28 protein-coding genes are annotated in these 24,104 nt (G+C 61.2%); 19 read left to right on the forward strand and 9 right to left on the reverse strand.

What is annotated here, in order from left to right; genetic code table 11:
• Positions 1 to 231 precede the first annotated feature (231 nt).
• The 3 genes from N2599_RS03515 to N2599_RS03525 all read left to right on the forward strand — a co-directional run bounded on the left by N2599_RS03515 (position 232) and on the right by N2599_RS03525 (position 2,011).
• A complete protein-coding gene (locus N2599_RS03515; protein WP_027507560.1) occupies positions 232 to 642 on the forward strand; it encodes a universal stress protein in 411 nt (136 codons plus the stop codon).
• A 105-nt stretch (positions 643 to 747) separates the two neighbouring features.
• Entirely contained in the window at positions 748 to 1,416 is a 669-nt protein-coding gene (gene trhA, locus N2599_RS03520) for a PAQR family membrane homeostasis protein TrhA (protein WP_027507559.1), read from the forward strand.
• 88 nt (positions 1,417 to 1,504) lie between these two features.
• The gene (locus N2599_RS03525; RefSeq protein WP_027507558.1) at positions 1,505 to 2,011 is read left to right on the forward strand and encodes a GNAT family N-acetyltransferase; all 507 of its coding nucleotides are present in this window, start codon (positions 1,505 to 1,507) and stop codon (positions 2,009 to 2,011) included.
• A gap of 315 nt (positions 2,012 to 2,326) precedes the next feature.
• On the opposite strand, the gene msrB is transcribed toward N2599_RS03525, so the two are convergent.
• Positions 2,327 to 2,737, reverse strand: coding sequence for a peptide-methionine (R)-S-oxide reductase MsrB (gene msrB, locus N2599_RS03530; protein ID WP_027507557.1), 411 nt, complete (start codon positions 2,735 to 2,737; stop codon positions 2,327 to 2,329).
• A 129-nt stretch (positions 2,738 to 2,866) separates the two neighbouring features.
• Positions 2,867 to 3,274 carry a lysozyme inhibitor LprI family protein gene (locus tag N2599_RS03535; RefSeq protein ID WP_027507556.1) on the reverse strand — a complete coding sequence of 136 codons (408 nt, stop codon included), beginning with the start codon at positions 3,272 to 3,274 and terminating at the stop codon, positions 2,867 to 2,869.
• Positions 3,275 to 3,531: 257 nt separating this feature from the next.
• Between N2599_RS03535 and N2599_RS03540 the strand changes: the two genes are divergently transcribed.
• The 9 genes from N2599_RS03540 to N2599_RS03580 all read left to right on the forward strand — a co-directional run bounded on the left by N2599_RS03540 (position 3,532) and on the right by N2599_RS03580 (position 11,350).
• Positions 3,532 to 3,741, forward strand: a complete 210-nt coding sequence (locus N2599_RS03540; RefSeq protein WP_037140615.1) for a hypothetical protein — start codon at positions 3,532 to 3,534, stop codon at positions 3,739 to 3,741.
• Between the two features lie 110 nt (positions 3,742 to 3,851).
• Positions 3,852 to 6,218: a putative monovalent cation/H+ antiporter subunit A gene (locus N2599_RS03545; protein WP_027507554.1), complete on the forward strand. Its 2,367-nt coding sequence runs from the start codon at positions 3,852 to 3,854 to the stop codon at positions 6,216 to 6,218.
• A gap of 526 nt (positions 6,219 to 6,744) precedes the next feature.
• The gene (locus tag N2599_RS03550) at positions 6,745 to 7,164 is read left to right on the forward strand and encodes a Na(+)/H(+) antiporter subunit B (protein ID WP_027507553.1); all 420 of its coding nucleotides are present in this window, start codon (positions 6,745 to 6,747) and stop codon (positions 7,162 to 7,164) included.
• A complete protein-coding gene (locus tag N2599_RS03555; protein WP_027507552.1) occupies positions 7,164 to 7,541 on the forward strand; it encodes a Na+/H+ antiporter subunit C in 378 nt (125 codons plus the stop codon). Before N2599_RS03550 ends, N2599_RS03555 begins: the two co-directional genes overlap by 1 nt.
• Before the next feature lie 240 nt (positions 7,542 to 7,781).
• Entirely contained in the window at positions 7,782 to 9,332 is a 1,551-nt protein-coding gene (locus tag N2599_RS03560) for a Na+/H+ antiporter subunit D (RefSeq protein WP_027507551.1), read from the forward strand.
• Positions 9,329 to 9,802, forward strand: a complete 474-nt coding sequence (locus tag N2599_RS03565) for a Na+/H+ antiporter subunit E (protein ID WP_027507550.1) — start codon at positions 9,329 to 9,331, stop codon at positions 9,800 to 9,802. Before N2599_RS03560 ends, N2599_RS03565 begins: the two co-directional genes overlap by 4 nt.
• The gene (locus tag N2599_RS03570; protein ID WP_027507549.1) at positions 9,799 to 10,158 is read left to right on the forward strand and encodes a cation:proton antiporter; all 360 of its coding nucleotides are present in this window, start codon (positions 9,799 to 9,801) and stop codon (positions 10,156 to 10,158) included. Before N2599_RS03565 ends, N2599_RS03570 begins: the two co-directional genes overlap by 4 nt.
• On the forward strand, positions 10,155 to 10,487 hold the full coding sequence (gene mnhG / locus N2599_RS03575; RefSeq protein WP_027507548.1) for a monovalent cation/H(+) antiporter subunit G: 333 nt from the start codon (positions 10,155 to 10,157) through the stop codon (positions 10,485 to 10,487). The genes N2599_RS03570 and mnhG overlap by 4 nt, the downstream gene beginning before the upstream one ends.
• Before the next feature lie 431 nt (positions 10,488 to 10,918).
• Entirely contained in the window at positions 10,919 to 11,350 is a 432-nt protein-coding gene (locus N2599_RS03580) for a Ros/MucR family transcriptional regulator (protein ID WP_027507547.1), read from the forward strand.
• 392 nt (positions 11,351 to 11,742) lie between these two features.
• Here N2599_RS03580 and N2599_RS03585 read toward each other — a convergent pair whose 3' ends face one another.
• From N2599_RS03585 to istA, 4 genes are all read right to left on the reverse strand, one after another.
• Positions 11,743 to 12,321: a cysteine hydrolase family protein gene (locus N2599_RS03585; protein WP_027507546.1), complete on the reverse strand. Its 579-nt coding sequence runs from the start codon at positions 12,319 to 12,321 to the stop codon at positions 11,743 to 11,745.
• A gap of 72 nt (positions 12,322 to 12,393) precedes the next feature.
• The gene (locus tag N2599_RS03590; RefSeq protein WP_084606363.1) at positions 12,394 to 12,942 is read right to left on the reverse strand and encodes an NAD(P)H-dependent oxidoreductase; all 549 of its coding nucleotides are present in this window, start codon (positions 12,940 to 12,942) and stop codon (positions 12,394 to 12,396) included.
• A gap of 80 nt (positions 12,943 to 13,022) precedes the next feature.
• Complete coding sequence (gene istB / locus N2599_RS03595; protein WP_027507544.1) at positions 13,023 to 13,799, reverse strand: IS21-like element helper ATPase IstB; 777 nt, start codon at positions 13,797 to 13,799, stop codon at positions 13,023 to 13,025.
• A gap of 13 nt (positions 13,800 to 13,812) precedes the next feature.
• Positions 13,813 to 15,366 carry an IS21 family transposase gene (gene istA, locus N2599_RS03600; protein WP_027507543.1) on the reverse strand — a complete coding sequence of 518 codons (1,554 nt, stop codon included), beginning with the start codon at positions 15,364 to 15,366 and terminating at the stop codon, positions 13,813 to 13,815.
• Positions 15,367 to 15,732: 366 nt separating this feature from the next.
• On the opposite strand from istA, the gene N2599_RS03610 reads away from it, so the two are divergent.
• Entirely contained in the window at positions 15,733 to 16,350 is a 618-nt protein-coding gene (locus tag N2599_RS03610) for a TetR/AcrR family transcriptional regulator (RefSeq protein WP_027507542.1), read from the forward strand.
• 178 nt (positions 16,351 to 16,528) lie between these two features.
• Here the strand turns inward: N2599_RS03610 and N2599_RS03615 are convergent, their stop codons facing one another.
• The gene (locus tag N2599_RS03615; RefSeq protein WP_027507541.1) at positions 16,529 to 17,422 is read right to left on the reverse strand and encodes an NAD(P)/FAD-dependent oxidoreductase; all 894 of its coding nucleotides are present in this window, start codon (positions 17,420 to 17,422) and stop codon (positions 16,529 to 16,531) included.
• A 168-nt stretch (positions 17,423 to 17,590) separates the two neighbouring features.
• Between N2599_RS03615 and N2599_RS03620 the strand changes: the two genes are divergently transcribed.
• The 4 genes from N2599_RS03620 (at position 17,591) to N2599_RS03635 (ending at position 19,648) form a co-directional block, all read left to right on the forward strand.
• Positions 17,591 to 18,049 carry an Rrf2 family transcriptional regulator gene (locus tag N2599_RS03620; protein ID WP_027507540.1) on the forward strand — a complete coding sequence of 153 codons (459 nt, stop codon included), beginning with the start codon at positions 17,591 to 17,593 and terminating at the stop codon, positions 18,047 to 18,049.
• Positions 18,050 to 18,727: 678 nt separating this feature from the next.
• Complete coding sequence (locus N2599_RS03625) at positions 18,728 to 19,033, forward strand: hypothetical protein (RefSeq protein ID WP_051336418.1); 306 nt, start codon at positions 18,728 to 18,730, stop codon at positions 19,031 to 19,033.
• Between the two features lie 19 nt (positions 19,034 to 19,052).
• The gene (locus tag N2599_RS03630; RefSeq protein WP_051336417.1) at positions 19,053 to 19,295 is read left to right on the forward strand and encodes a hypothetical protein; all 243 of its coding nucleotides are present in this window, start codon (positions 19,053 to 19,055) and stop codon (positions 19,293 to 19,295) included.
• Entirely contained in the window at positions 19,292 to 19,648 is a 357-nt protein-coding gene (locus N2599_RS03635; RefSeq protein ID WP_027507538.1) for a hypothetical protein, read from the forward strand. The genes N2599_RS03630 and N2599_RS03635 overlap by 4 nt, the downstream gene beginning before the upstream one ends.
• 8 nt (positions 19,649 to 19,656) lie before the next feature.
• Here N2599_RS03635 and N2599_RS03640 read toward each other — a convergent pair whose 3' ends face one another.
• Together N2599_RS03640 and N2599_RS03645 are read right to left on the reverse strand one after the other, a co-directional pair.
• Positions 19,657 to 20,079, reverse strand: coding sequence for a SufE family protein (locus N2599_RS03640; RefSeq protein ID WP_027507537.1), 423 nt, complete (start codon positions 20,077 to 20,079; stop codon positions 19,657 to 19,659).
• 632 nt (positions 20,080 to 20,711) lie between these two features.
• Complete coding sequence (locus N2599_RS03645) at positions 20,712 to 21,194, reverse strand: DUF5330 domain-containing protein (RefSeq protein ID WP_027507536.1); 483 nt, start codon at positions 21,192 to 21,194, stop codon at positions 20,712 to 20,714.
• 450 nt (positions 21,195 to 21,644) lie between these two features.
• On the opposite strand from N2599_RS03645, the gene N2599_RS03650 reads away from it, so the two are divergent.
• Both N2599_RS03650 and N2599_RS03655 read left to right on the forward strand, forming a co-directional pair.
• Positions 21,645 to 23,189 (forward strand): sensor histidine kinase, encoded by a 1,545-nt coding sequence (locus N2599_RS03650; RefSeq protein ID WP_037140607.1) that lies wholly within the window; start codon positions 21,645 to 21,647, stop codon positions 23,187 to 23,189.
• On the forward strand, positions 23,161 to 24,090 hold the full coding sequence (locus N2599_RS03655; protein ID WP_027507534.1) for a peptidoglycan-binding protein: 930 nt from the start codon (positions 23,161 to 23,163) through the stop codon (positions 24,088 to 24,090). Before N2599_RS03650 ends, N2599_RS03655 begins: the two co-directional genes overlap by 29 nt.
• The last annotated feature ends 14 nt before the right edge of the window (positions 24,091 to 24,104 follow it).

Consider the following 24,104-nt stretch of genomic DNA (forward strand, 5'->3'; position numbering starts at 1 on the left):
CAGCGAAAGCGCTGCCTGTAGCAAGCCCGAGAATCGTCGCCGGTCCATGTCGCCTCCAAGTCCCTTCGGGCCGCTGTACTTCCATACTATATGGCGGATTCCGATTGTTCACAGAAGAGCGGTTTTTGAAGATAAAGCGTTGAGCAGATGTTGACGACCGCTTGTGCCCACTTGAACCTGTCTGGCGTGCGTTATCTTCTTAGGTAGGTAAGCCCGCTGTGGAGGAAAAGCATGTACAAGAAGATCATCGTCCCTGTCGAAATGGGCACGATCGAGAGGGGAGAAAGAGCATTCCGCAAGGCCGCGACGCTGCTCGATGCCGGCGGCGAGATTATCCTGCTCAACGTCGTGCAAGACGTGCCGACCTATATCGCGGTCGACCTTCCGGCCGAGTTGATCGACAATGCGATCGATGATGGGCGGGCGCAGCTGGAGCAGCTGCGGCTGAGGACCGGCATCCCGGCAAAGGTAGAGATCGGCCGCGGCCCGGCGGCGCACGGCATCCTCGCCGCCGCAGCGGCGCACGACGCCGACCTCATCATCGTCGCCTCGCATGTTCCGGATTTCTCGAACTATTTCATCGGCGCAACCGCCGACCGGGTGGTGCGCCACGCGAAATGCTCGGTGCTGGTCGATCGGTAGGATTAAAGCGTTTTACGAAGTTTTACCGCGCACGGTGCTGCCGCCTGTTGCGCCGCCGCCCGTTCGGTGAGAGCATTGGCGCTGTTGAGGAATGGGTACGCATTGATGGGCGAGTTCAACGGCATTCGCTGGGCTTATGACAAATACGAGTTGATCGCCGACGGCATCGTGCATGGTGTCGGCCTGGTGTTCGCGCTCGTCGGCGCGACCGTGCTGATCTTCTATGCGACGGTCTGGAGCTCCTACGGCGAGATCGCGGCCGCATGGATTTACGGCGTCGGCCTCGTGCTGACGCTCGGCATCTCCTTTTCCTACAATGCCTGGCCGGTCTCGCGCACCAAATGGTACCTGCGCCGGTTCGATCATTCGGCGATCTTCCTCCTGATCGCCGCGACCTATACGCCTTTCCTTCAACGCGGTGCCGACGACCCGCTGCTCTTCGGCATGCTGATCGCCATCTGGGTGATGGCGGCCGCCGGCATTTTCCTGAAATGCGCCTTTCCGGGGCGCTACGACAGGCTTGCGATCCTCCTCTATCTCGCCATGGGCTGGAGCGGCATTCTGGTTGCCGAACCGGTCTCGTCGCGCATTCCCTTCGCCTCGATGCTTCTGATCCTCATAGGTGGGTTTATCTATTCGGCGGGCGTGATCTTCCACGTCTGGGAAAAGCTGCGCTTCCAGAACGCCATCTGGCACGGTTTCGTGGTTGCCGCCGCTGCGGTGCATTACTCGGCAGTGCTCACCTGCTTCAGCATGAGCGCCGCCAGGCTCTGATCGCTCTTTCGTCGCCCCAATTCACGGTTTACATCGCCGGATGCCGGGCGTATGCGCTTGAGCCGGAACGAACCGGAATGGACATGACATGACCGACGCCGTCCTCGTGCGCGACGCCACCGAAGCCGACCTTGCGGCGATCCGCGACATCTACAACGACGCCGTCGAACATACGACAGCGATCTGGAACGAAACCCTCGTCGACCTCGAAAACCGCGCCGAATGGTTCAGGGCACGCAAGGCGAAGGGATTTCCGATTCTGGTCGCCGAAAAGGGAGGGCGGGTCGCGGGTTACGCCTCCTATGGCGATTGGCGGCCCTTCGACGGTTATCGCCACACGGTCGAGCACTCGGTCTATGTCGACAAGGACTGCCGCGGCGGCGGCATCGGCAAGCTCTTGATGCAGGCGCTGATCGAGAAGGCCAAAGAGAACGGCATCCACGTCATGATCGCCGGCATCGAATCGGAAAACGTCGCCTCGATCCGCCTGCACGAAAAGCTCGGCTTCCGCACCGCCGGCACTTTTTCCGAAGTCGGCACCAAGTTCGGCCGCTGGCTCGATCTCACCTGCATGGAATTCAGGGTTCCGAAGTGAGGCTCGTCGTCCGCTATCTAAAACGCTGAACGGCCGCCTCATCAAGTCAGTTGATGGGAACATTCCAAGCGCTTCGATCTGAGGCACGGCTGCGGCAAATACGAGGTTGCCTTCGGACGCTGTCGTGTACTCTTCCCTCATTCCTGTGCCTGCCACAGGAATCCAGCGCGCCCAAGTCCTTCGGCGCGGGAGACTCCCTTCAAGGCAAATGAGTCATAAACGGCGCGGAAGCGCCGCCGCCAGATATCTGTCACAAGCACAGAGACGAGAGCGAGCAGGGTCGACGCAGGCGGTAACCCCCTCCTGCATCCTCGCCTATTTCCCCGGCTCGAACACCATCGAATGGCCGTTGATGCAGTAGCGCAGGCCGGTCGGCGGCGGGCCGTCGGGGAAGACGTGGCCGAGATGCGCGTCGCATCTGCCGCAGCGGATCTCCGTGCGGACCATGCCATAGGAGCTGTCGCGGTGCTCGGTCACGGCATCCGGCGACACCGGCTCGAAATAGCTCGGCCAGCCGCAGCCGGCGTCAAATTTGGTATCGGAACGGAAGAGCGGCGCGTTGCAGCCGACGCAGCGGTACAGGCCGGCCTCGAAAGTATCCCAGTAGGGGCCGGTAAAGGCGCGTTCCGTGCCGTGCTGGCGCGTGATGCGGTATTGCTCCGGCGTCAGCTGTTCTTTCCATTCTGCATCGGTCTTGCGGACTTTGGCGCTCGTGGTCTCGGACATCAGGCATGCTCCTTTCGCGCCGGAGAGGCGATCCCGTCTTGGCCAGAATGTGGGGCGCAGGACACGCGGGATCAAGGCAGGCAGGTTAGAGCGGTGCCGCTGATCTGGAACAGGCCACAGGTCCGCTCGTCAGTTCGCCGCCGGAACGGGGCAATCCAAGTCGCCCTCCTCGCATTTCAAGTACCCTTTGAGATCTTCGATGCGGCTTTTGGTGATCGTGTCCAGGCAAGTACTGGAAATAAATGGATATGCAGTGCCGCCTGCGACCGTCGAGCTTGAGAAATTGCACTCCGCATCGCGAAAGCGGACCCAGGCCTTCTGCGCCGCTACCAGCAGTTTCTTGGTATCCGCATCGTCCTTCAGCCGCGCCTCGATCTGCTTGTAAAGAGCATTCAGTTCGGCGTCCGATTTCTGATAGGCCTTGCCGGCACAGATGTTCATGTCCGTTTGATTCGTCAGGTCTCCGCAAACTTGTTCGGCATGTGCAACGGCTGACGTGGTCAAAATCAGGGCAACGGTCACCAATGAGATTTTCATGATCTTCCTCTCCGTTTAGAACAACTTTGCCGTGTTTGAGCGAAATAGATCTCTTAACCTGATGCGCCACAAGGGATCGCCTTTCTCCACCGTTTTCCGCAACAATCGGTTAGCGAACGGTGAATGCGGCGCCGGCCCTGTGTCGTGCTTTGCGTTTGAGCACGCAATTGCCGGCAGAGCTAATCCGAAAGGGCGGTTTGACCCCGACCGTGCCGTTAACGTACTCTTAACCATGGCGGCTGATGCCGGCGGGGGATATGGACGTGTTCATCGGTGTTCTGCCCTGGACCTATGGTCTTGTGGCTGCGCTCTTTATGACGATGACTTTGCTGGAAGGCTGGGCCAACCACGACGGCTGGACGTTGGCCCGCCTCGCGGGCGCGGTCGCCTGCATTCTCTGGCCGCTGACGGTGGTTTTCCTGCTGCTGCACATGCTTGCCTCGGCTGCTACGTCCAGCCGGGCCTGACCGGGCCGCCTCCGATCATTCTCCAAACCTCCTCCGAAATTGCTTGAGGGCGCTTGCCGATTACCCTAAGTTCGCGCCAACGCATCATTTTCTGGCAATGAGGAGGGGACATGGCCGGTGTCACTGGTCTGACATTTTTGGCCTTGTGCCTGCCGCTTCTCGGCGCCTTGATTTCCCCTTTCGTCATTCGCCGGCTCGGCGCGAACGGCGCCTGGCTGCTGGCGGCCGTGCCGTTCCTGTCGTTCCTGCATTTCCTCCACTTCGCACCAGAGGTCGCCCGCGGCGAGGTAGTGACCGGCGGATACAACTGGGTGCCGAGCTACAATCTGAGCTTCTCCTGGTTTCTCGACGGCCTGTCGCTCACTTTCGCGCTGCTGATCACCGGCATCGGCACGCTGATCGTGCTTTATTCCGGCGGCTACCTGAGGGGGCATCCGCAGCAGGGCCGTTTCTTCTCCTTCATCTTCCTGTTCATGGGCGCGATGCTCGGCGTCGTCGTCTCGGACAGTTTCCTGATGCTCTTCATCTTCTGGGAGCTGACCTCCATCACCTCCTTCCTGCTGATCGGCTTCGACCATGAGCGGGGGGCGGCGCGAAGGGCGGCCCTCCAGGCGCTGGTGGTGACCGGCGGCGGCGGGCTATGCCTGCTGGCTGGTCTGCTCTTTCTCTGGAACATCACCGGCGTCACGCAGATGTCGCTGCTGTCGCCGTTCGGCGACGTCGTCCGCGGCAGCCCGTTCTATCTTGCGGCGCTCGGTCTGGTGCTGTGCGGCGCCTTTACCAAATCGGCGCAGTTTCCGTTTCACTTCTGGCTGCCGAACGCCATGGAGGCGCCGACACCGGTTTCCGCGTACCTGCATTCCGCAACCATGGTGAAGGCCGGGGTCTATCTCCTGATGCGGCTGAACCCGGTGATGGGCGCGACATCCGCCTGGGAAATCCTGCTGCCCTTCTTCGGCGGCATGACGCTCGTTGCCGGTTCGGCGCTGGCGATTGCCCATGCCGACCTGAAGCTGAAGCTCGCCTATACGACGGTGTCCTCGCTCGGCCTTCTCGTCCTGCTCACCGGCTTCGGTTCGGAATATGCCGTGGAAGCGGCGGTGCTTTATCTGGTGGCCCACTCGCTCTTCAAGGGCGCGCTCTTCATGGTTGCCGGCATCCTCGACCATGAGACGGGCACCCGCGACATTACCAGGCTCGGCGGCCTGATGAGCGCGATGCCGCTGACATTCGCGATCGCGATCCTCGCGGCGATTTCGATGGGGGGTCTTCCGCCCTTTTTCGGCTTCCTCGCCAAGGAGGAGATCTATGCCGCGCTCGCCGGTGGCAACCTGCGTTCGCTGGTGTTCACCGCAGTCGCGATCTTCGGCAATGCGCTGATGTTTGCGATCGCCTTTTCGGTCGGCCTGAAACCCTTCACCGGTCGGGCGACCGAAACCCCGAAGCATGCGCACGAGGCGCCCGTCCTGCTCTGGCTCGGTCCCGGCGTTCTGGCGGTGCTGGGCCTTGCCGGCGCGCTCTTTTCCGGCTTCACGCATAACTACGTCTCGTCGCCGATGGCTTCGGCCGTCCAGAGCGATGCAATCGCGGTTGCGATCACGCCGATGCCGCATCTCGGCCTTCCGCTTGCGCTTTCCGTATTGACCGTGATCTTTGGCATTGCGGTCTATTGGAAGATAGAGCAGGCCCGGGCGCTGATGGTATATTTCCTGCAGGCGGCAGGGCCGGGGCCGGACCGGGCCTTCGACGGCTTCATCGCCGGGCTCGTCCGCCTTGCCTGGCGCGTCACCCGCATCGTCCAGCCCGGGCGGCTGGAAATCTACGTGACCGCTACCTTCCTCTGCGTCGCCTTGATCCTCCTCGTGCCGCCGCTGCTTTATGGCGAACTGCCATCGTTTCCGGTCTGGCCGCGCGGCGTGCAGCTCCATGAATGGGCAGTCTTCCTGCTCGCCGTGATCGGTCTTGCGGCGGTGCTTGCCGCCCGCGACCGGCTGACGGCGATCGTCTCGCTCGGCATCCAGGGTTTTTCCGTGGCGCTGATCTTCCTACTCTTCGGCGCGCCCGATCTCTCCTTCACCCAGTTCATGGTCGAGACGCTTTCGGTCGTCATCCTGGCGCTCGTCATGACGCGGCTTCGCCTGTCGCCGACCGATCCCCGGCCGCTGCGCCAGCGGCTCGGCGACGGCGTCATCGCGCTCGCCTGCGGCCTCGGTTTTGCGCTGTTGCTGATGAGGGCCACAGAAGGGCCGTTCAACGCGGCGCTGACGGATTTCTTCAACACCTATTCGAAAACCATCGCCCACGGCGCCAATGTCGTAAACGTCATCATCGTCGATTTCCGGGGCACCGACACGCTCGGCGAAATCGCCGTTGTCGCCATCACCGGCCTCGCCATCATCGCGCTGATCCGCATGCGGGCCGGCGGCGAGCGGAAGCTGGTCGCGCATGATCCGGATAAGGTGGAGGTGGCGGAATGAACAGGTTTTGTCTCCACCTCGTAGGTTTCCATTCCGGCAGGCTTGCTGTGCCGAGTGCTGTTGTCTGGGGACGGCATCCCCTCAACCGCCCTCATTCCTGTGTTTGTCACAGGAATCCAGCGTGCCCAAGTCTTTGGGCGCGGAAGACTCCTTCAAAAAGGAATTCATTCACCGCGCAGACGCGCCGTGGGTGGATTTCTATGACAAGCACAGGAATGAGGGGAGTATGGGATGGGCGCTGGTGGCAACAGGCCCGCGTTCAGCAGCATTCATATCGCCAAGGCGGCGTACGAGGAGGTGATCCTTCGAGGCCCTGCAGCTTCGCTTTCGGGCGCCTCGGGATGAGCGCCGTGCAGCGGGCGCTGGAGATCAGCCCTCATCTTGAGGTGCAAGCCCGCAGGGCGCAGCCTCGAAGGACGAGGGCTGGTGATGAGGTGCGGTTTTCCTTGCGTCCCCCATCAATTGACTTGATGAGGGAAGAAGGTAACCCAGCCCGCCAGTCGCCGCCAAGCGGAGTGCCCACCCGATGAACACCCTCGTCTTCCGCACCATCGCCCCCTTCCTCGTCGCGCTGATGCTGCTCTTTTCGGTCTTCATCCTGCTACGCGGCCACAACGAGCCGGGCGGCGGCTTCATTGGCGGGCTGATTGCGGCCTCGGCGCTGGCGATCTTGGGCATCGCGGGCGGCGTGCCGGCCGTGCGGCGGGCGATCCTCTTTCATCCGCTGTCGATCGCCGGTGCCGGACTGATGATGTCGACCGCCGCCGGTCTGATCTCGATTGCCGCTGCCGTACCCTTCATGACCGGCCTGTGGGTCTATCCCTCAATCTTCGGCGTCGAGGTGCCGCTTTCGACCGTCATGCTTTTCGATATCGGCGTCTATTTCGTCGTCGTCGGCGCGATCACCGCCATTGCTCTGGCCCTCGAGGAAAGGGAGGTGGAGTGATGGAGCCGCTTTTTGCGATCCTCGTCGGCCTGTTCTTTTCCGCCGCCGTCTACCTGATGCTGTCGAAATTCTCTATCCGCATCATGCTCGGCATCGCGATCCTCGGAAACGGCGTGAACCTCTTGCTCTTCACCGCCGGCCGCGTGACGCGCGAAGTGCCGCCAATCATTCCGGCCGGTTTCGACACGCTGCCCGCCGATGCCGCCAACCCGCTGCCGCAGGCCCTCATCCTGACGGCGATCGTCATTTCCTTCTCTTTCCTTGCCTTCCTATTGGTGCTGACCTACCGCGCCTATCAGGACATCGGCACCGACAATACCGACGAGATGCGCATCGCCGAACCCGACGATCCGCCGCTTCCGCCGCTGGGATATTGAGGATGACAATGGCGCGAATGAAGACAATGATGCGGATGATGATACGCCCCCTCTGCCCTGCCGGGCATCTCTCCCACAAGGGGAGAGATCGGCTGGTGGCAAACGCCAGTTCGATCATTGGAATGGGGAGCGCGCCGCTTGTCATCTCCCCACCTGTGGGGGAGGTGCCCGGCAGGGAAGAGGGCGGCTTTGCGCACACAGCGGCCGCTGTTTTCCGTTCAAAAGTCGGGGCGCCCTAAAATGGCCGCCCCCATCACCACCGACCTTTCCGCCGCGCTCCTCACCGCACCCGTCCCCCCGGGCAACTGGCTTGTGATCCTGCCGGTTGCGCATTGCATCGTGCTTGGCGCGCTGATGCTGATGCTGCGCGCCCATGTCCGCGTGCATGCGCTGATCGCCGTTCTCGGCCTTGCGGTCCTGGTGCTCATCGACGCGTTGCTCCTCAAACGGGTGATCGACGGCGGCCCGGTCACGATGGTGATGGGGCGCTGGCTGCCGCCCTTCGGCATTGCCTTTACCGTCGATCTCTTCGGCGCGCTGATGGCGCTTGCAGCGGCGATTGCGGCTCTTGCGGGCAGCCTTTATGCGCTCTCCGACATCGATCCGGGCGGGCGGCGCTTTGGCTTTTTCCCCTTCCTGATGCTCCTTATGGCAGGCGTCACTGGCGCATTTCTCACCGGCGACATCTTCAACCTTTATGTCTGGTTCGAGGTGCTGCTGATCTCGTCCTTCGGCCTGCTGATCCTCGGCTCCGAGCGCGAGCAGATCGACGGCGCGATGAAATATGCGGTGCTGAACCTGATCGGCACGACGCTCTTCCTGATCGCCGTCGGCTATCTCTACGCGATCTTCGGCACGCTCAATATGGCTGATATCGCCCTGAAGGCCGCCGGCCTGCGCGATACGGCGCCGCTGATGACGCTGGCGGCCCTCTTCCTGCTCGCCTTCGCCATGAAGGCCGCTGCCTTCCCCGTGAACTTCTGGCTGCCGGCCTCCTATCATACGCCGCGCATCGTCGTCTCCGCGCTCTTTGCCGGCCTGCTCACCAAGGTCGGCATCTATGCGCTGATCCGGGTGATGGTGATGCTGCTGCCGGTCGAGCGCGAGGCGCTGAGCCTGATGATCGCGCTCGCCGGCGCCGCAACCGTCATCCTGGGCGCGCTCGGCGCGCTGGCGCAGACCGATATCCGCCGCTTGCTCGGCTATGTCGTCATCTCCGGCATAGGCAGCATGCTCGCCGGCATCGCGATCGGTACACCGGGCGGCGTCAGCGGCGCGGTCTTCTACGCGCTGCATTCCGTCGTGCTGATGATGGCGCTCTATCTCTTGGTGGGGCAGGCGGCGCGCCTCGGCGGCAGCTTCCAGCTCACCGCACTCGGCGGGCTCTATCGCGAACGCGGCTGGTTTGCCGCCGTCTCGCTGATCCTCTTCCTCGCCGCCTGCGGCCTGCCACCGTTTTCCGGCTTCTGGCCGAAGGTCATCCTCGTCAAGGCCTCTCTCGATATCGGCGCGTGGTGGCTTGCCGCCGCCCTTTTGACCGGCGGGTTTCTCACAACTATCTGCTTCGGCCGCGTCTTCCTGCTCGCCTATTGGCGCCCGGCGCCGGCGCCGGCGGAGACCGTCGCGATCGGCTGGCAATCGGCGCTGCCCTTGCTGACACTGACTGCACTCGTCACCGGTTTCGGCATCCTGCCGGAGCAGCTGCTGTCGCTGGCGCAGGCAGCCGCCGGGAGCCTTGCCGATCCGGGGGCCTACATTCATTCTGTCTTCCCGGAAGGAGCAGCACCTTGATCGCCTTCCTCTTCAATCTGCTGCTCGCCATTGCCTGGGTCGCTGTTTCCGGCAGCGCCTCGCTGCACAATCTCGTCCTCGGCTTCGTCCTCGGGGCAATCGCTTTGGCGATCGTGCGCGAGCCTTTCGGGAGCAAGGGCTATCTTCGCCGCGCGCGCCGCGTCCTGTCGCTCGCGCTGCTTTTCCTGAAGGAACTGGCGCTCTCGGCCTGGACCGTCGCCAGGACGGTGTTGCGGCCGAAGATGGAGATCCGTCCAGGCATCTTCGCCTTCCCCCTGACGGTCGAACGCGATCTCGAAATCACGCTGCTCGCCAATCTCATCACGCTGACGCCGGGCACGCTTTCCGTCGATGTCTCGGAGGACCGTAGGACGCTTTACGTGCACGCGCTCGACTGCTCCGACCCCGAGGCGACGAAGCGCGCCATTGCGAGTGGCTTCGAACGCAAGATCATGGAGGCCTTCCGGTGATCGCGCCGCTTGCTATCGTCTCGGCTGCCGCTGCAGTCACGCTGGCTGTCCTCGGGATTGCCTTCGTGCTCACCGCCTATCGCGTGATCACCGGACCGACGCTGCCGGACCGCATCCTTGGCCTCGACACGCTGACGGGCATCGCCATCGGCTTCATCGCGGTGATTGCCGTCAAGACGGGCTTCGCGCTTTACGTCGATATCGCGATCGCGCTGGGGCTGGTGGGCTTCCTCGCCACGGTTGCCTTCGCCCGCTTCGTCCTGTCTCGCGGCGCGCTGAGAACCGGTCCGCCGCCGGCCGGGGAAGAACAAGCAGTGGCGCAGACGCCCGGCAAAACAACAAGAAAGCCAAGATGATGGAATACGCGCTCGCCATCGCAACCTCCCTCACGATGCTTGCCGGCGCCTTCTTCGCGCTCGCGGCGGCGATCGGCGTCGTCCGCCTGCCGGACCTTTACTCGCGCATGCATGCAGCCTCCAAGGCGGGTCCCGTGGGCTCCGGTCTGCTGCTTCTCTCCGCGGGCCTTTATTCCGGCGAACTTGCTATCTTTGCACGCACCGCTGCAGGCGTCGTCTTTCTGCTGCTGACCGCCCCGGTCGCCGCGCACCTGCTGGCCAAGGCTGCGCATGATACCGCGCATAGGTTGTGGGAATTCTCGGTTCGCGACGATATGGATGGCGGGTGAGAGTATAAATTTCAGCGATTTGATCCGCTTTACGCAAGTTACGTATGCGGCGCTCAACTAAAGTCTTGCCCTTGCTTGCGAAATCTTGGGGATTTGGGTTTTTTAAGTAGAAAAACTACAAATAAGAATTGGACTTTCGGTAAAACAGTGATAATTGAAGTGTAAGTAGAGTTCTGATTTCGAATTAGAATCGTTTCGCCTATTCCATCTCTAGCTTTGATTTCGAATGTCTAATGAAGGCTGTGGTCGAAGAATGCGGCGATTGTGATTCGTATTCAGGCAGTATTAGAGCAGGTTTCGGTCTCAAGAATCTAGGGGTGGATTCGCGTTTTAGGACATGATGCCGCTGTCTGGGCCTTTTACTGTTTGCCTCTACGAAGGCGATCCTCCGAAAGAGGGTCATCCACGCATGCGAACAGGAGAAACAGAATATGACGGATACCGCGACCGGCAACGGGCCGGAATTGCTGGTAGAACTGACGGCCGATATCGTAGCGGCTTATGTCAGCAATCATGTGGTCCCGGTCAGTGACCTGGCCAATTTGATTTCCGACGTGCATACCGCACTGAGCAGCACGTCTGCACCGCAACCCGCCGCAGCCACCATTGAAAAGCAGAAGCCCGCCGTTTCGGTACGCAAGTCAGTACAGGACGATCAGATCACCTGCCTGGAATGCGGCGGCAACTTCAAGTCTCTCAAGCGCCATCTGATGACCCATCACAGTCTCTCGCCGGAAGAATACCGCGAGAAATGGGATCTTCCCGCCGATTATCCGATGGTCGCTCCCGCCTATGCCGAGGCGCGCTCGCGCCTCGCCAAGGAAATGGGCCTCGGCCAGCGCCGCAAACGCGGCCGCGGCTAAACCCGACACGCTACGAAGCGCAAGAGCCGGACCGCAAGGCCCGGCTTTTTTTGTGGTGCGCCAGGCATGGCGCGTTGTGCGTAAGCACTGTTTGACCGGGATGGTATCCGGTCGATGACTTGGACGTGCAAGTCCTCTACAGGCCCCGGTGATGGGAACCGTTAGCCGAACAGCAAGGGCGTTATCGCGAGGTAGGGTCTGAAGGAAGCTGGAGGCAAAGTGCCGGCCTGACGAACAGGAAGCGCATATGAGGCGTCCGCATCCGGGCGAGTGGCCACAGGACCCGAAGCCCGATATCACCCGGAGGGTGCGGGCGTAGATGCGACAGGTATTTGGCACGAAGGGATGGTGTACTGAATCTTCTGCAAAAAGGGGCTGAGAAGCTCCGGCGATCATGGCACGACTTTCGTGGCCTGAAGCGGGCGGAGAGCCTGGATTATCTCGGGAACAGTAGCCACCTTGGCAATCTTACCATTCATGTAATCAACCGAGACCCGTCCATGCTCGGCATCATAGGAGTCGATGCATTCCTCCGCCAGGACCACGCGAAGGTCGCGCTGGTAGGCGTCGATAGCGGCCATGCGGATACAAGCGTGCGTGTTGATGCCGCACAATACCAGCTCGCCAACTCCCATCGCCGACAGAATATCTTCAAGGTCGGTCCGGAAGAACGCACTGTAGCGTTTCTTTACGATGATCGTATCGCCTGGCCCCCAATCGAGGCCGGCATGAAGCTGGGCGCCTGAAGTTCCCTCAATCGCGATCTTTAGGTTCTTGTCCCGCATCTCGAGAAAGGCGTCGCTGAGATCGGGCCGGAATTCCTGCCGCACCCATATGACGGGTAACCCGGCTTCTCTAAAGGCCACAGCCAACGTGTTGGTTTCGCTGATCAGCCGGGCTGCTTTGTCAGCGCTCCAATGGTCGAGGTAGTCATTGATAAGGTCGATGATAACAAGGGCGCGTTTGGTCATTATGCGATTAGACGTCACAACAGTTGCAGTGGTGTGACGCCGGGCGGCATGCCGGTTTGGAACGTTTCTTATTCACGCCGCGTCTGCCGCCTCGCATTGCTTGGCCGCGCTGAAGATATTGCGGCCGATCGTGCGTGCAGTGTCCAAATGGACCTTAGGACACCGTCCATCGGATGCGAGCAGCAGCTCGGACGTCACGACGCATGCGCCGCAATAATCGAAGATGCCATGGTCGATCTGCGTCTTCATGGCGCTGAGATAGCCATGCCGCGCATAGGTCCCGGCGTCGGCGCCGCCGATGCCGACGAGATGAATGCGGAGGTGGCGGAGTTTCTTCACCAGCTTGGTATCTTGGCCTTCGTCGTAAGCCCAGCCGTTGGCGAACACGCGGTCGATCCATCCCTTGAGAAGTCCCGGCATGGACCACCAGTAAACGGGATAGACCAGCACAAGCGCATCGGCGCGATCGATCCTCGCCTGCTCGGCTATGACATCGGCGGGCGGCATCGCCTCCCTGCGATGGACGGCGATATCGGCCGCGGTGAACCTGGGATCGAAGGCCTCCGCCGCAAGGTCTGCGACTTCGAAGCTATTATTGCGGATTTCGCTAAATAAGGACATCGGTTTCAGAAAGTCGCGGACAAGCGTTTCGCTAAGTCGCGGACAACGGATGCGATCGAGTTCCGGTTGCCATGTTTCTGTTAGGAGTGATTGATTTCGGTTATTTCGCCGCCGGTCAAGAGCGTCGGTGTTTTTCGCTTTCGCATGCTGTCGCCTTCGAGCGTTATGCGGTGTGCGTTGTGAACGATACGGTCGAGTATGGCATCGGCTAAGGTGGCTTCTCCGATCATTTCGTGCCAGGCGGCGACGGGGAGTTGAGCCGTGATCAGTGTCGATCTGCGCCGATACCGCTCCTCGAAGATCTCCAGGAGATCGAGGCGCTGCCTGTCGTTCAAGGTATGGGTTCCCCAGTCGTCCAGCACCAGCAACTGAACACGTGCCAATTTGTCGATGAGGCGCGGAAAGCGGCCATCGAGCCGTGCAAGTGCAAGATCTTCGAACAACCGTGGCATGCGAACGTAAAGCACGGAATAATCGAGGCGGGCTGCCTGTCGCGCGAAGGCGCAGGCGATCCAGGTCTTTCCGGTGCCCGTTTGCCCTGTCAGGATCAGATTCTCATTTGCCTTCAACCATGCTCCTTGCGCCAAGGCGAGAACGTTGCGGCGATCGAGGCCACGATGGGCGCTAAAATCGATGTCTTCGATTGAGGCATTGGCAAAACGAAGCTTTGCCGCTGCCAATCGATTGGTCAGCCGCTTGTCCGTTCTCATGGCAATCTCACGATCGAGCATCAGGCCAAGCCGTTCGTCGAAGCTAAGATCATTTCCATGAACCTGTTCGCTCAGCTCGCGATAGGCAGTCGCCATTCCGGCAAGGCCAAGGGCATTCATCTGGTCGAGGGTTGGGTGTGTCAGCATCTGGTTTCCTTTCTCATTGGTAGTAGGTTTTGCCGCGGATATTGCCGTGCGCCGGCGCCGGCTTGACGGCCTCACTCATCGCCGGGGCTTGGTCGAGACCGGATTTGAGAATGTTGGCGACGGACGAGTAGCTCAGGGCGTTGATGATCAGCGCACGCTCGCAGGCCATTTCCAGGCGCTCGGATTTGTAGCGCCGCGCAAGGGAAAGAACCCCTTGCGCAGATCGGTAGCCTTGCTCGGGATGCGGCCGGTCGCTCAGCAAACGCTCGATAAAGATCGCCGTATTGCTCCCGACTTTTGCCGCTTCCTTGCGCAATGTGTGGGGTGTCGTGTTTGCATAGCGCTGGTGCGACTTCGGCATATGCTCATTGACGGTAACATGGCCGGAGCGCTGAGAGCTGCGGATATGGCTGGCAACCCGCTTGTGATCAACGAAGATCTCGACGGCCCGATACGACAGCCTAACATCGACCCGCCGGCCGATGAGACCGTGCGGAACGGAATAGAAGGTCTTGTCGACTTCGACGTGGTAATCGGGATGGACCTTGGCGACCTTCCACTCCGCATACTCGAATGGTGTGGCGGGCAGCGGTTTGAGTTGGTTGCGTTCAACCTCGTCGAACAAAGCACGCCGGGATTTGCCGTAGCGGCGCATGGTGCGGTTATTGAGATCCTCGATCAAAGAGGTGATCCGAGTATTGAGATCGGCAAGGCTGAAGAAGCGGTCGTTTCGAAGCCTGGCCAGAACCCATCTCTCGACGATCAACACCGTCCCTTCGGCCGATGCTTTGTCCCGAGGACGTTTGGGCCGGGCTGGAACGACGGTTGTGTCGTAATGCTCGGCGAAGGCGGCAAACGTCGCATTCAATGTCGGCTCGAACCAGAGAGCTTTTGCTACGGCAGATTTGAGATTGTCGCAGATCGTTGTCTTCGTCACGCCGCCGAAGTAGCTGAAGGCCCGTTGGTTCGCCTCGATCCAATCCGGCAGCTTCTGACTGAGGCTCGCATAGGAAAAGGTCAATTGCGACGCGCTCAACACCGCGACGAAGATCTGGGCCGCGCGGATCTCGCCGGTCAGCGGATCAATCAACGGAACCGTATGGCCGGCATAATCGCATTCCATCGCAACACCAGCCACGTGCCGGCTGCGATAAGTGGGTTTGACGCGGCTTTCATATTCGGCAAAGCGGCAGCAGAACCACGTGTAGCCGTATCCGTCTGGATGGGTCTCACGATATTCCTGCCATAGCAAATTGAGCGTTACGCCTTTGCGCTTCAGTTCGCTGGCGATCTTCGGCCAATTCGGCTCATCGGTGTCGCGCGGAGGTCGTCCCATCCGGCGGAACAGCCGCTGCTCGAGAACGTCGTCTTCGTTCAGGCCAGGTGGCAGCGGCCACACTGCAAGTCCTGCTTCTCGAGCCCGCAGCAAGTACGTCGAGACCGACGTCTTGCTTATCTTCAGACGTTCCGCGACTGCCCGTATCGGCAGTTCTTGCTCAAACGTCAGCCGCAATATCGACCGGATGTCCTTCACGTCAGTATGTCTCGCTTGCTTCCGTCTGGGCATCGGGTCCTCGCTCAATACACGAGGGCAAAATGCCAGATCGGCGCTCACGAAAATCGATCTAAATCCGCCAACAATTTTGTCCGCGACTTAGTGAAATCGCTGTCCCGGACTTACTGAAATGCGTGTCCGCGACTTACTGAAATCCTTGTCCCGAACTTTGTGAAACCCGCAGCTATTATCCGGACCGGAGAGTGCCACACCTTCGGCAACATGTGCGGCAACGCTGTGGCTGAGTGACTTGGGATCGGGATGCGCAAGAATGATGAGCGCGTGCATGTCGAAGGCTCCCAGGCTGATTGCGGACGCAGGTCAGAACTTATATACTTTTAGTAAGCTACGTTTAGTAGTTACGTTTGGTAGGTTAATGTGTCAAGCACCGAGACAAGAAAACAGACGGCCGCTCCAAGGCTGCGCCGCCGCCTGACGAGGGACAGGCGGCATCGCCAGCTTCTGGATGTCGCGTGGGCGGTGGTTCGGGAGGAGGGAACGGAAGCACTCACGCTCGGACGGCTCGCCGAGCAGGCCGGCGTTGCAAAACCCGTCGTCTACGACCATTTCGGCACGCGGCCAGGACTGTTTGCAGCGCTCTACCGGGAATTCGACGCGCGCCAGACGGCGCTCATGGAAACAGCACTTCGGGCGAGTGAACCGACTTTGACGGACAGGGCGGCGGTGATTGCCTCTTCTTATGTCGATTGCGTGCTTGCCCAAGGCCGCGAGATACCCGGCGTGATCGCTGCCCTGGCCAGTTCCCCGGAGCTCGAAAAGGTCAAGCGCGAATGCGAAGCGGTTTTCATGGAGCAATGCCGCATCGTCCTTGCTCCCTTCGCCGCCGCCGGCACTATAGCTCCAGCCGGCCTTCGCGCGATGCTCGGTGCCGCCGAGGCCCTGTCCTATGCCGCCGCAGCCGGCGAGATCACGGCCAAGCAGGCGCAGGACGAACTCTTCGAAATCATCCTCGCCATGGTCGCCAGAAGCCGATGAAGTGCTAGGTGAACTCAGTGCCATAGGTGAAGACGTGAGCAACGCCTGCACTCAGGCAAAAGAGAAGAAACGATCCGGACATGAAGGACGCGTGGCAGTAGCCACCTGCCGGCGCGAAGGCGGCTGCTTGTCTCGCGGTATATCGCCTGAGCCGACTAGGCGCGGACAGTAAAAAGCGTCAATCGCTCCCGAACATCAGCGATTGGTGCGCTGCCGTTCCCGCGAGCGCCCCATCACCGACGGCGAGAGCCACGGAGCCTGCGGCTCTTGCGACATCGCCGCAGGCGAAGATGCCCTTCGCGGTTGTCTGCTTTGCGGCATCCGTCGTGATGAACTGGCCGAGCGGCCCCTGTTCGAGCGCGCAGCCCAGTTGCTCAGCCCATGGAATTTGCACCGAAGTCTGCGTCAGGGCGAACAGACCGTCCATTGCGGCGATCCTGCCGTCCTCCAGACAAACATCCGCACGATCCCCTGCGATCTCGCGCACTGGTGTCGTCTCGACCGTGACCCCGCGCCCGCGCAATTGCGCCGACTGATCGGCATTCGGGACAAAGACACTGTTGGTGAAAAAAGTCGTCTCGCCCCAGTCGGGGAGCATCAGGGCATGATGCATGGAATGCTCCCCGGATGCGATGACGCCGATCCGCCCCTGATTCAGTTCGTAACCATGGCAATAGGGGCAATGGAAGACGGATTTTCCCCAGCGCTCCTGCAGGCCCGGAATGGCGGGCAGCCGATCTGCAACCCCTGCTGCCAGGATCAGACGCTTTCCTTCCTTCATAGGCTCGCCATCGATTTCGATGGCAAATCCATTGCTGGTCCTCCTTGCAGCTTGAGCCTTGGCACTCAGCCAGTGGACAGTCGGATAGCGTTCGAGCTGTTCGCGCGCCTCGGATACGATCAGGCCGGGTTCACGGCCGTCCTGCGCTAGAAAATTGTACGAGGCAGCGGCAAAGCGGTTGCGGCGCTCGCCGGCATCGATCACCAGGATCTTCCGTCTGGCACGGGCGAGCGGCAGGGCGGCTGAAATGCCTGCAAAGCTGCCGCCGATGATGATGACGTCGAACTGCATAAACAATCCTTTCACACTCGTTCCGTTTCATCGCCCGGCGCGACAGCCGGACGTTATCATGAAACTTTTTAAGTTACGTGAAATAGCTTGTCAATGATCATGCAACTAATATTGTTACATGATCATGTCTCTGTTACATCTGTGATCCGCAAACGAGATAAATCAGCCATGAGACACGACACCCGCTTATCCCGCATGCTGCATGTGCTTGTTCACATGGATCGCCACGAACGTGCGGCGACATCCGAAACCATTGCAGCGATGCTGGGCACCAATGCGGTTGTGGTGCGCCGGACGATGGCCGGTCTGCGGGATCAGGGCTATGTCCGCTCCGAGAAGGGGCACGGCGGCGGTTGGGTGCTTGCGCGCCCTTTGCGGGAGATCACCCTGCTCGACATCCACAATGCCCTCGGTGCGCCGCAACTCTTCTCGATCGGCCTGGCGGGCGATAATCCGAACTGCGTCATCGAGCAGGCCGTCAACGCGTCGCTTGCCGGGGCGATGCATGAGGCGGAAGCCATTCTGCTGGCGAAATTTGGCGAGGTCACATTGGGTGCGCTCGCCGAGGAATCCTCCAAGCGATGGGCGGATACGACGAACTGCTCTCTAGCAATGGAGCAGTCCTAGAGTTGCCCTTCGAGGCTATTGTCCGGACCGGACGCATTTCCGCCTCCAGGCCCGCTGAAGGTTTCCTCGAACCAGGTCCGCCACCCGACTTCGATTTTTTTGGCGCGCCGGGGCCTTGTCGCGATGGCCTCCCTCAGGCGTTCCAGGCACAATCAGCTACATCTCCACGCGGGCGTTCATCGGATCCAGCACCAGTGCGGCGGGCAGCGGGCGCCTCGTCAAGTTCGAGCATGTGGCTTTTACCGCATTGACAATGCGGCTGCTCCCCCGTGGCACTCGGCGGCGGCAGGCTCTCGCGCCCGGAGAGTGAGGCAATAAAAAAGGCCGGGGCGAAATCGCACCGACCTTCCTCATCATCGCTTCTCACACCAGTGCCAGTACATCCGTGGTCAAAAGTCTGAAGCGACTGCCAGCATCGCGAGCGCTTCGAATTCGTTCAAGCGCTCAATCAGCCATGCCGACGCGGGTTCATATAGGCGGCCATTGTGTTCAAAACAAGTCTGACGCAGCGTCCCGCTCCACTGCCGCGAACTGCCCGGCTATATATAAGAGAATGCGAAAGATATCATTTGCTTTGTTTTTCCTGAGAGCGCACTGTCCCGCCTCCAGCAGCCATTTTCCCGGGCGCTGCTGTTTAAGGGCCTGTCGTGCCCTAGCCCCGACCGAAAGGAGGACTGCATGTCTTCCGAAGTCACCATGAAATATCTGACAAACGACGACCTTGGCATGCTGCAGCAGGTGCTGAGCGATGCTGGCTATACCGGCGATATGCTTTTCGAGCAGCCTCGGACTTTTAATACTGCGGCACTGCTGCTCGTCCGGCTGTTCCAGGACGGCACGACCTCGCCCGCCAAGCTTGCAGGCGAACTCGACCGTCACTTCGGCAAGGCAAAGCGTGTCGCCGCCATGCCTCCGGCCGTTTCACCATTTCACCGTTTTGCCATTCAGGGCCTTCCGTCCTCCCTTTCCGGGATCGTTCACTGAAGCGACGTCAGAGGCGCACATGAACATAGGGCCACCCACCTTCGACATCGACGATGTCCGGCGCGCGAATGAATGTGCTTGCGCCTTCGACCATCTGACAAAGCAGGTCGCGATTGAAGCGGTAAACGCGGGGTGGCTGGAGGGCGAGGTTGCATTGGCCCTCGCTGACGCCGCCGAGCGCTACGTCATGCATATCGCGGCCGGCACCCATGCGGTGCCGGTTGCGGCCAACTGCAATACCGCTCGGGCGGGCGAAGCATGAGGACCGGCCCTCTCGTCGCGTTCCTTTGCATCTCCGCGACCCTTTATCTGGCATGGGGGCAGATCGCCGCCTATCGGGAGCGGGAGCGCATTCAGACCGCCAATGCCGCCGAGCGCAGAACCCGTATGGCGGAACTCTCCGCAGACGGCTGCAATGGTGCCGTTGCCTCGCTTGCGGCGATGGAGCATCGAGTGCTCAAGGCCGGTGGCATCGAGGTTCCCGAGGCTCTGGCAAGCGACATTACGCTATGCCTCGAAGAGAATATCATGTCCGGTCCTTCACGGCTGCAGATGGAGCGGACGCATTTGATCAGGCTGTTTCCGCGCGAGACCAGCGCATTGCCGAACGAATGACGGCGCGCTTAAGCCGCCACTCTTACCCGCGCTTCTTCGCGGATCCGGTTCACCATGGACCGCAGCCCGTTGGAGCGCTGCGACGAGAGGTTCTCGACCAGGCCGATCTTGGAGAAGATATCGAAGGCATCGAGGCCGGCGATCTCCGAAGCTTTCTTGCCGGAATAGGTGGCGAGCACGATAGCAACGAGGCCGCGCACGATATGCGCGTCGGAATCGCCCTCGAAGATCAGCACCGGATTTTCCGGATCCCCTTCGGGATGCGTCACCAGCCAGACCTGGCTGGCGCAGCCCATCACCTTGTTCGCGGACGTTTTCTTCTCGTCCGGCAGGTCCGGCAGCGCCTTGCCGAGTTCGATGACATAGCGGTAGCGGTCTTCCCAGTCGTCGAGGAAAGAGAAATCGTCGATGATCTCGTCAAGAGCTGCCATAAGCGGGCCTTTCACTATTGTGAGTGATATAGGTGAACCGACGCCGCTTTTGAACCATTAAAAAGAAAAACACCGCTGGGCAGGACTTAGGTCGCGCTACTGCGCGGTCGACAGTCATTGACGACCGGGCATTGCGGAAAGCGCAAAGCGTCAGATTTCCCCCATTCGAGCATGGCTTACGCCATTGCCACTCCTCAAGGGGGGCCGATCTGTGGACGATGACGATCTCCATGTCCTAAATCCAGAGAGAGAGAGAGAGAGAGAGAGAGAGAGAGACACGCCCTGGCGACCAGCCAAGGCTTTCCGCAGATAGCTCGGCCCATTGTGCTTCTGGAATGGCGTAACTGCACGTGGCTAGCGCCGCCTGCTCGTTGCCCATGATTCCTCCGAATCGATCTTTTGAAGCTCCAACCGCAGAGTCGATTTTTCGCAGAATTCCACCGCCGGCCTACCTCGGCGCCAAATCTCACTTGCCGGCGAATGGCCGCATAGAAAAAACGCCGCGAAGGATGAGCATCCTTGCGGCGCAGCAAAATGCTGAAATCAAACAGGGCAGGCACGTCAGGCACGGGGCTCTCCGCCTCATGCGGACCGCCGGTGCAAGCTCGGGGCGGAAAACCTCCGCGGAATTCTTAAAGGACCGGCTTCGGCGTCGGCAGCGGAATGGCGCCAGTCACGACCTGGTCGGAAGCCGATTCGTCATCGACCGGCGGGCGGTAGGGCATCGGCTGGTTCAGCGCGGCAGCCTTTTCTTCCTTTATGGAAGGAGCAGCGGCAGCCGGGGCAAGCGGTGCGGCCGGTGTCGCCTCTGCAAGTTTCGGCGCGGCCGCGTTGTCGTCGGCGAACTGGCTGTCCAGCAGCTCGTAGGCGACGCGGGCGCCTTCGCGGGCCCGGTAGCCGAGGGCGGTGAGCGTTTCCGCGCCCTTGGCGCAGACCTCCGGCTTCTCGCTGCACATGCCGGTGAGATAGTCATAGGCGCCGCTTGCGGCGGTGAAGGCGTCGGAGAATTGGATTTGCGGGTCGCTGGCAAGCCGTGTCGAGCTCTCCGAGCTGAAGAGCGACAGCGCTACCAGCACAAGGCCGAACCAGAACGATCCTTTGATCAGAAACCACATCGTCGTTGCCCATCCTGTTTCCCGTCCGGTCTTCTTGCCGAATCAGGCCCGGTTTTCCGGTGTGCTTTCACCCTAGCGGGGAAATGCGAATGCCACTTTTCAAAACTCGATCGCATTTGCGGCAAATTTAATTCGAATTTTAAATAAAGGCATTCGGACCGCATTTCAGTCAAATTGTAGCCATCGGCGTTAAGCATGGCCGGGGCGGCTCGCTGTAATTGCAGGGATTCCCTAAGGGCAGTGTGCCACAAAGGTTAACACAAAGCCGAAATGCAAGCGAAATCCGCCGCTTACCCGCTATTAACCACAAAACCCGAAGGGCTCTGCGGATGGCTCAAAATGGGATTTTTGCAGCTTTTCGGCTGTGGAGAGCCGCGTTGCCTTATCCTTTCTTTAAGCCGCCGAGGCCTATTGTCCGGGTGTCTAAAGAGCCATTTCGGCGGGTATTGCGTGCAAGTATTGAGTGACATTGGCGGACGGGCGGCAGCCCTCGTGGACCGGGCAGCGGCAGGCTGGCTTTCCCGCACGGGAAGCGGCGAAGCTGTTGCCGAGCGAGAGCTTGCGATCCTGCGCCGACTCGTCTTCCTCTCCTCCGCAGCGTTGGTTGCCGCGCCGGCCGGCCTCTCCTTCGTCACCAGCCCGGCCGTTGCTCTGCCCGCAGGTGTCGCGACCGTCTGCGCCGCCTTCCTTTTTTCCGCGGTCGGCAGCATCGCGCTTGCGCGTCAGGGCGCCGCCGCGGCAACCGTCGTCGCAGCGCCCGCCGAAGACTTCTTCCTGGAAACCAGCGCCGGTCTCGTCCTCTTCCTCGATCCGCAGGGGAGCGTCACCACCGCCGGCGGCCGCGACTGCCGCGAATTCCTCGCCTGGATGCGCGATCCGAAGGGCAGGGGCTTCATCGAGCAGGTGCATGTCTCCGACCGTATCCTCTTCCTGCAGGCGCTCGACGGCTTGCGCCAGGGCGAGGAGAGCGCCAGCGTCGACCTTCGCCTCGACCGTCCCTGCGTCTTCCGCGATCTCCGCCAGTTCGCGCATCTGAGAATGGACATGACGGCGCGGCGCGATCAGGACGGCGAGCTCCTGGCCGTCGTCGCCCAGCTCCGCGACGTCTCGGTCGAACAGCAGCTGCGCATGGAAGCCCGGAGCCGGGCTGACGACGCCGAATCGGCCAACGACGCCAAGTCGCGCTTCCTCGCCGCCGTCAGCCACGAGCTGCGCACGCCGCTGAACGCTATCCTCGGCTTCTCCGATATCCTGCTCGGCGAATATTTCGGCAAGTTCGACAATGAGCGGCAGCGCGAATACGTGACCCTGGTGCGCGAATCCGGGGCGCACCTGCTCTCCGTCGTCAACACCATGCTCGACATGAGTAAGATCGAGGCCGGCCGCTACGAACTGCTGCTAGAACCTTTCGATATCGGCGCCTCGATCCGCTCCTGCGAGGCGATGCTTTCGCTGCAGGCCAAGGGCAAGGGCGTGACGCTGACGAGCCGCATCCAGCGCGGCCTGGACGAGGTCGTTGCCGACCAGCGCGCCGTCCAGCAGATACTCATCAATCTCGTCGGCAATGCCGTGAAGTTCACCGATGCGGGCGGCGCCGTCACCGTCGACGCGGCGGTGCGGGACGGCATTCTGCAGATCAGCGTCAGTGACACCGGCATCGGCATTCCCGCCGACAGGCTCGCAACGCTCGGCCAACCCTTCATGCAGGTGCAGAACGATTATACGCGTCATTATGAAGGCACGGGCCTCGGCCTGTCGCTGGTCAAGGGCCTCGTGGCGCTACATGGCGGCCACTTCGCGATCGCCAGCGTCCCCGGCGAAGGCACGATCATCACCATTTCGATCGCAGCGGATGGCTCCGGGGCCGATGCCGCACATGCGGCAAAGGACGGGGCCGCCACCGATTTCCCGCCGCGCCTGAAGGCTGCGGCGACCAATGTTGCCGGACTGGAAGAGGGGCTTTTCGATGGCCGCGCGCAAGCGAAAATCGCCTAAGGGAAGGAGAGGCCGGCAGCAGCCGGGTCTGCTTCTGACAGGGGCTGCCGCCTTAGGCGGCGTGGGCATGACGGGTGCATCGGCGCTCGGCGGCGTCATTGCGCGCAATCCGTCGGTGGCAGGCGGCACCACCGCCTTCATCGTCATCTTCAGCTTCGTCGCCGCCAACGCGCTCTGGTATCAGCCGGGCACGCATCCGCACCCCTTCTTCCGCACCCGCGATGTGCTCTCGCCGTTCTCGATCGGCCGTCCAACCGTCGAAGAACCGCACCCGAACGAGGTCACGACCTTCAAGATCGAGCGTCCGGGCGACGAGGGCGCTGCCGCGACCACCAATGCGACGCCGCCGGCCGCCGCAACCGGAGAACAGCCAAGTCAGCTCGTCATGGACATCCAGCAGGAGCTCATCCGCCGCGGCCTCTACAACGGCACGGCCGACGGCATCATCGGCCCGCGCACCACCGCCGCTATCTTGTTCTTCGAGGAAACCGTCGGCATGCCGCAAAGCGGCAATGCGACGCCCGACGTGCTTGCAGCCCTCAGGACCGATTCCATCGGCCCCTTAACCGTTCCCGCCGAGAAGCCGCGTGAGGACGTGACCTCGAAAGCCTCGGCCGAAGACCCGGTCGCGGCCGCCATCCGCAGTGCCGAAAAGCAGATCAAGACCGCGCCGGCCGCCCCGAAGCAGGTGCCGCCGCCCGAACTCACCAATGCCGACCTGGTGCTGAAGATCCAGAAGGGCCTCTCCAACATGGCCTACGCCAATGTCGGCGTCGACGGCGTGGCCGGCGAACAAACCCGCACCGCCATCCGCCGCTTCCAGAAGCACTATAACCTGCCCGAAACCGGCGAGCCCAACGAGGCGGTGCTGAAGAAGCTCAAGGAGATTGGGGCGATTTGAGGCTGGGTGAGGGC

It is taken from the genome of Rhizobium sullae (assembly GCF_025200715.1).
GTDB lineage: Bacteria > Pseudomonadota > Alphaproteobacteria > Rhizobiales > Rhizobiaceae > Rhizobium > Rhizobium sullae.

What these genes read in the sequence shown, in the direction of transcription:
- N2599_RS03515 (WP_027507560.1), top strand. Translation starts at nt 232, where the DNA reads ATGTACAAGAAGATCATCGTCCCTGTCGAAATGGGCACGATCGAGAGG.
- trhA (WP_027507559.1), top strand. Translation starts at nt 748, where the DNA reads ATGGGCGAGTTCAACGGCATTCGCTGGGCTTATGACAAATACGAGTTG.
- N2599_RS03525 (WP_027507558.1), top strand. Translation starts at nt 1,505, where the DNA reads ATGACCGACGCCGTCCTCGTGCGCGACGCCACCGAAGCCGACCTTGCG.
- msrB (WP_027507557.1), bottom strand. Translation starts at nt 2,737, where the DNA reads ATGTCCGAGACCACGAGCGCCAAAGTCCGCAAGACCGATGCAGAATGG.
- N2599_RS03535 (WP_027507556.1), bottom strand. Translation starts at nt 3,274, where the DNA reads ATGAAAATCTCATTGGTGACCGTTGCCCTGATTTTGACCACGTCAGCC.
- N2599_RS03540 (WP_037140615.1), top strand. Translation starts at nt 3,532, where the DNA reads ATGGACGTGTTCATCGGTGTTCTGCCCTGGACCTATGGTCTTGTGGCT.
- N2599_RS03545 (WP_027507554.1), top strand. Translation starts at nt 3,852, where the DNA reads ATGGCCGGTGTCACTGGTCTGACATTTTTGGCCTTGTGCCTGCCGCTT.
- N2599_RS03550 (WP_027507553.1), top strand. Translation starts at nt 6,745, where the DNA reads ATGAACACCCTCGTCTTCCGCACCATCGCCCCCTTCCTCGTCGCGCTG.
- N2599_RS03555 (WP_027507552.1), top strand. Translation starts at nt 7,164, where the DNA reads ATGGAGCCGCTTTTTGCGATCCTCGTCGGCCTGTTCTTTTCCGCCGCC.
- N2599_RS03560 (WP_027507551.1), top strand. Translation starts at nt 7,782, where the DNA reads ATGGCCGCCCCCATCACCACCGACCTTTCCGCCGCGCTCCTCACCGCA.
- mnhG (WP_027507548.1), top strand. Translation starts at nt 10,155, where the DNA reads ATGATGGAATACGCGCTCGCCATCGCAACCTCCCTCACGATGCTTGCC.
- N2599_RS03580 (WP_027507547.1), top strand. Translation starts at nt 10,919, where the DNA reads ATGACGGATACCGCGACCGGCAACGGGCCGGAATTGCTGGTAGAACTG.
- N2599_RS03585 (WP_027507546.1), bottom strand. Translation starts at nt 12,321, where the DNA reads ATGACCAAACGCGCCCTTGTTATCATCGACCTTATCAATGACTACCTC.
- N2599_RS03590 (WP_084606363.1), bottom strand. Translation starts at nt 12,942, where the DNA reads ATGTCCTTATTTAGCGAAATCCGCAATAATAGCTTCGAAGTCGCAGAC.
- istB (WP_027507544.1), bottom strand. Translation starts at nt 13,799, where the DNA reads ATGCTGACACACCCAACCCTCGACCAGATGAATGCCCTTGGCCTTGCC.
- istA (WP_027507543.1), bottom strand. Translation starts at nt 15,366, where the DNA reads ATGCCCAGACGGAAGCAAGCGAGACATACTGACGTGAAGGACATCCGG.
- N2599_RS03615 (WP_027507541.1), bottom strand. Translation starts at nt 17,422, where the DNA reads ATGCAGTTCGACGTCATCATCATCGGCGGCAGCTTTGCAGGCATTTCA.
- N2599_RS03620 (WP_027507540.1), top strand. Translation starts at nt 17,591, where the DNA reads ATGAGACACGACACCCGCTTATCCCGCATGCTGCATGTGCTTGTTCAC.
- N2599_RS03625 (WP_051336418.1), top strand. Translation starts at nt 18,728, where the DNA reads ATGTCTTCCGAAGTCACCATGAAATATCTGACAAACGACGACCTTGGC.
- N2599_RS03630 (WP_051336417.1), top strand. Translation starts at nt 19,053, where the DNA reads ATGAACATAGGGCCACCCACCTTCGACATCGACGATGTCCGGCGCGCG.
- N2599_RS03635 (WP_027507538.1), top strand. Translation starts at nt 19,292, where the DNA reads ATGAGGACCGGCCCTCTCGTCGCGTTCCTTTGCATCTCCGCGACCCTT.
- N2599_RS03640 (WP_027507537.1), bottom strand. Translation starts at nt 20,079, where the DNA reads ATGGCAGCTCTTGACGAGATCATCGACGATTTCTCTTTCCTCGACGAC.
- N2599_RS03645 (WP_027507536.1), bottom strand. Translation starts at nt 21,194, where the DNA reads ATGTGGTTTCTGATCAAAGGATCGTTCTGGTTCGGCCTTGTGCTGGTA.
- N2599_RS03655 (WP_027507534.1), top strand. Translation starts at nt 23,161, where the DNA reads ATGGCCGCGCGCAAGCGAAAATCGCCTAAGGGAAGGAGAGGCCGGCAG.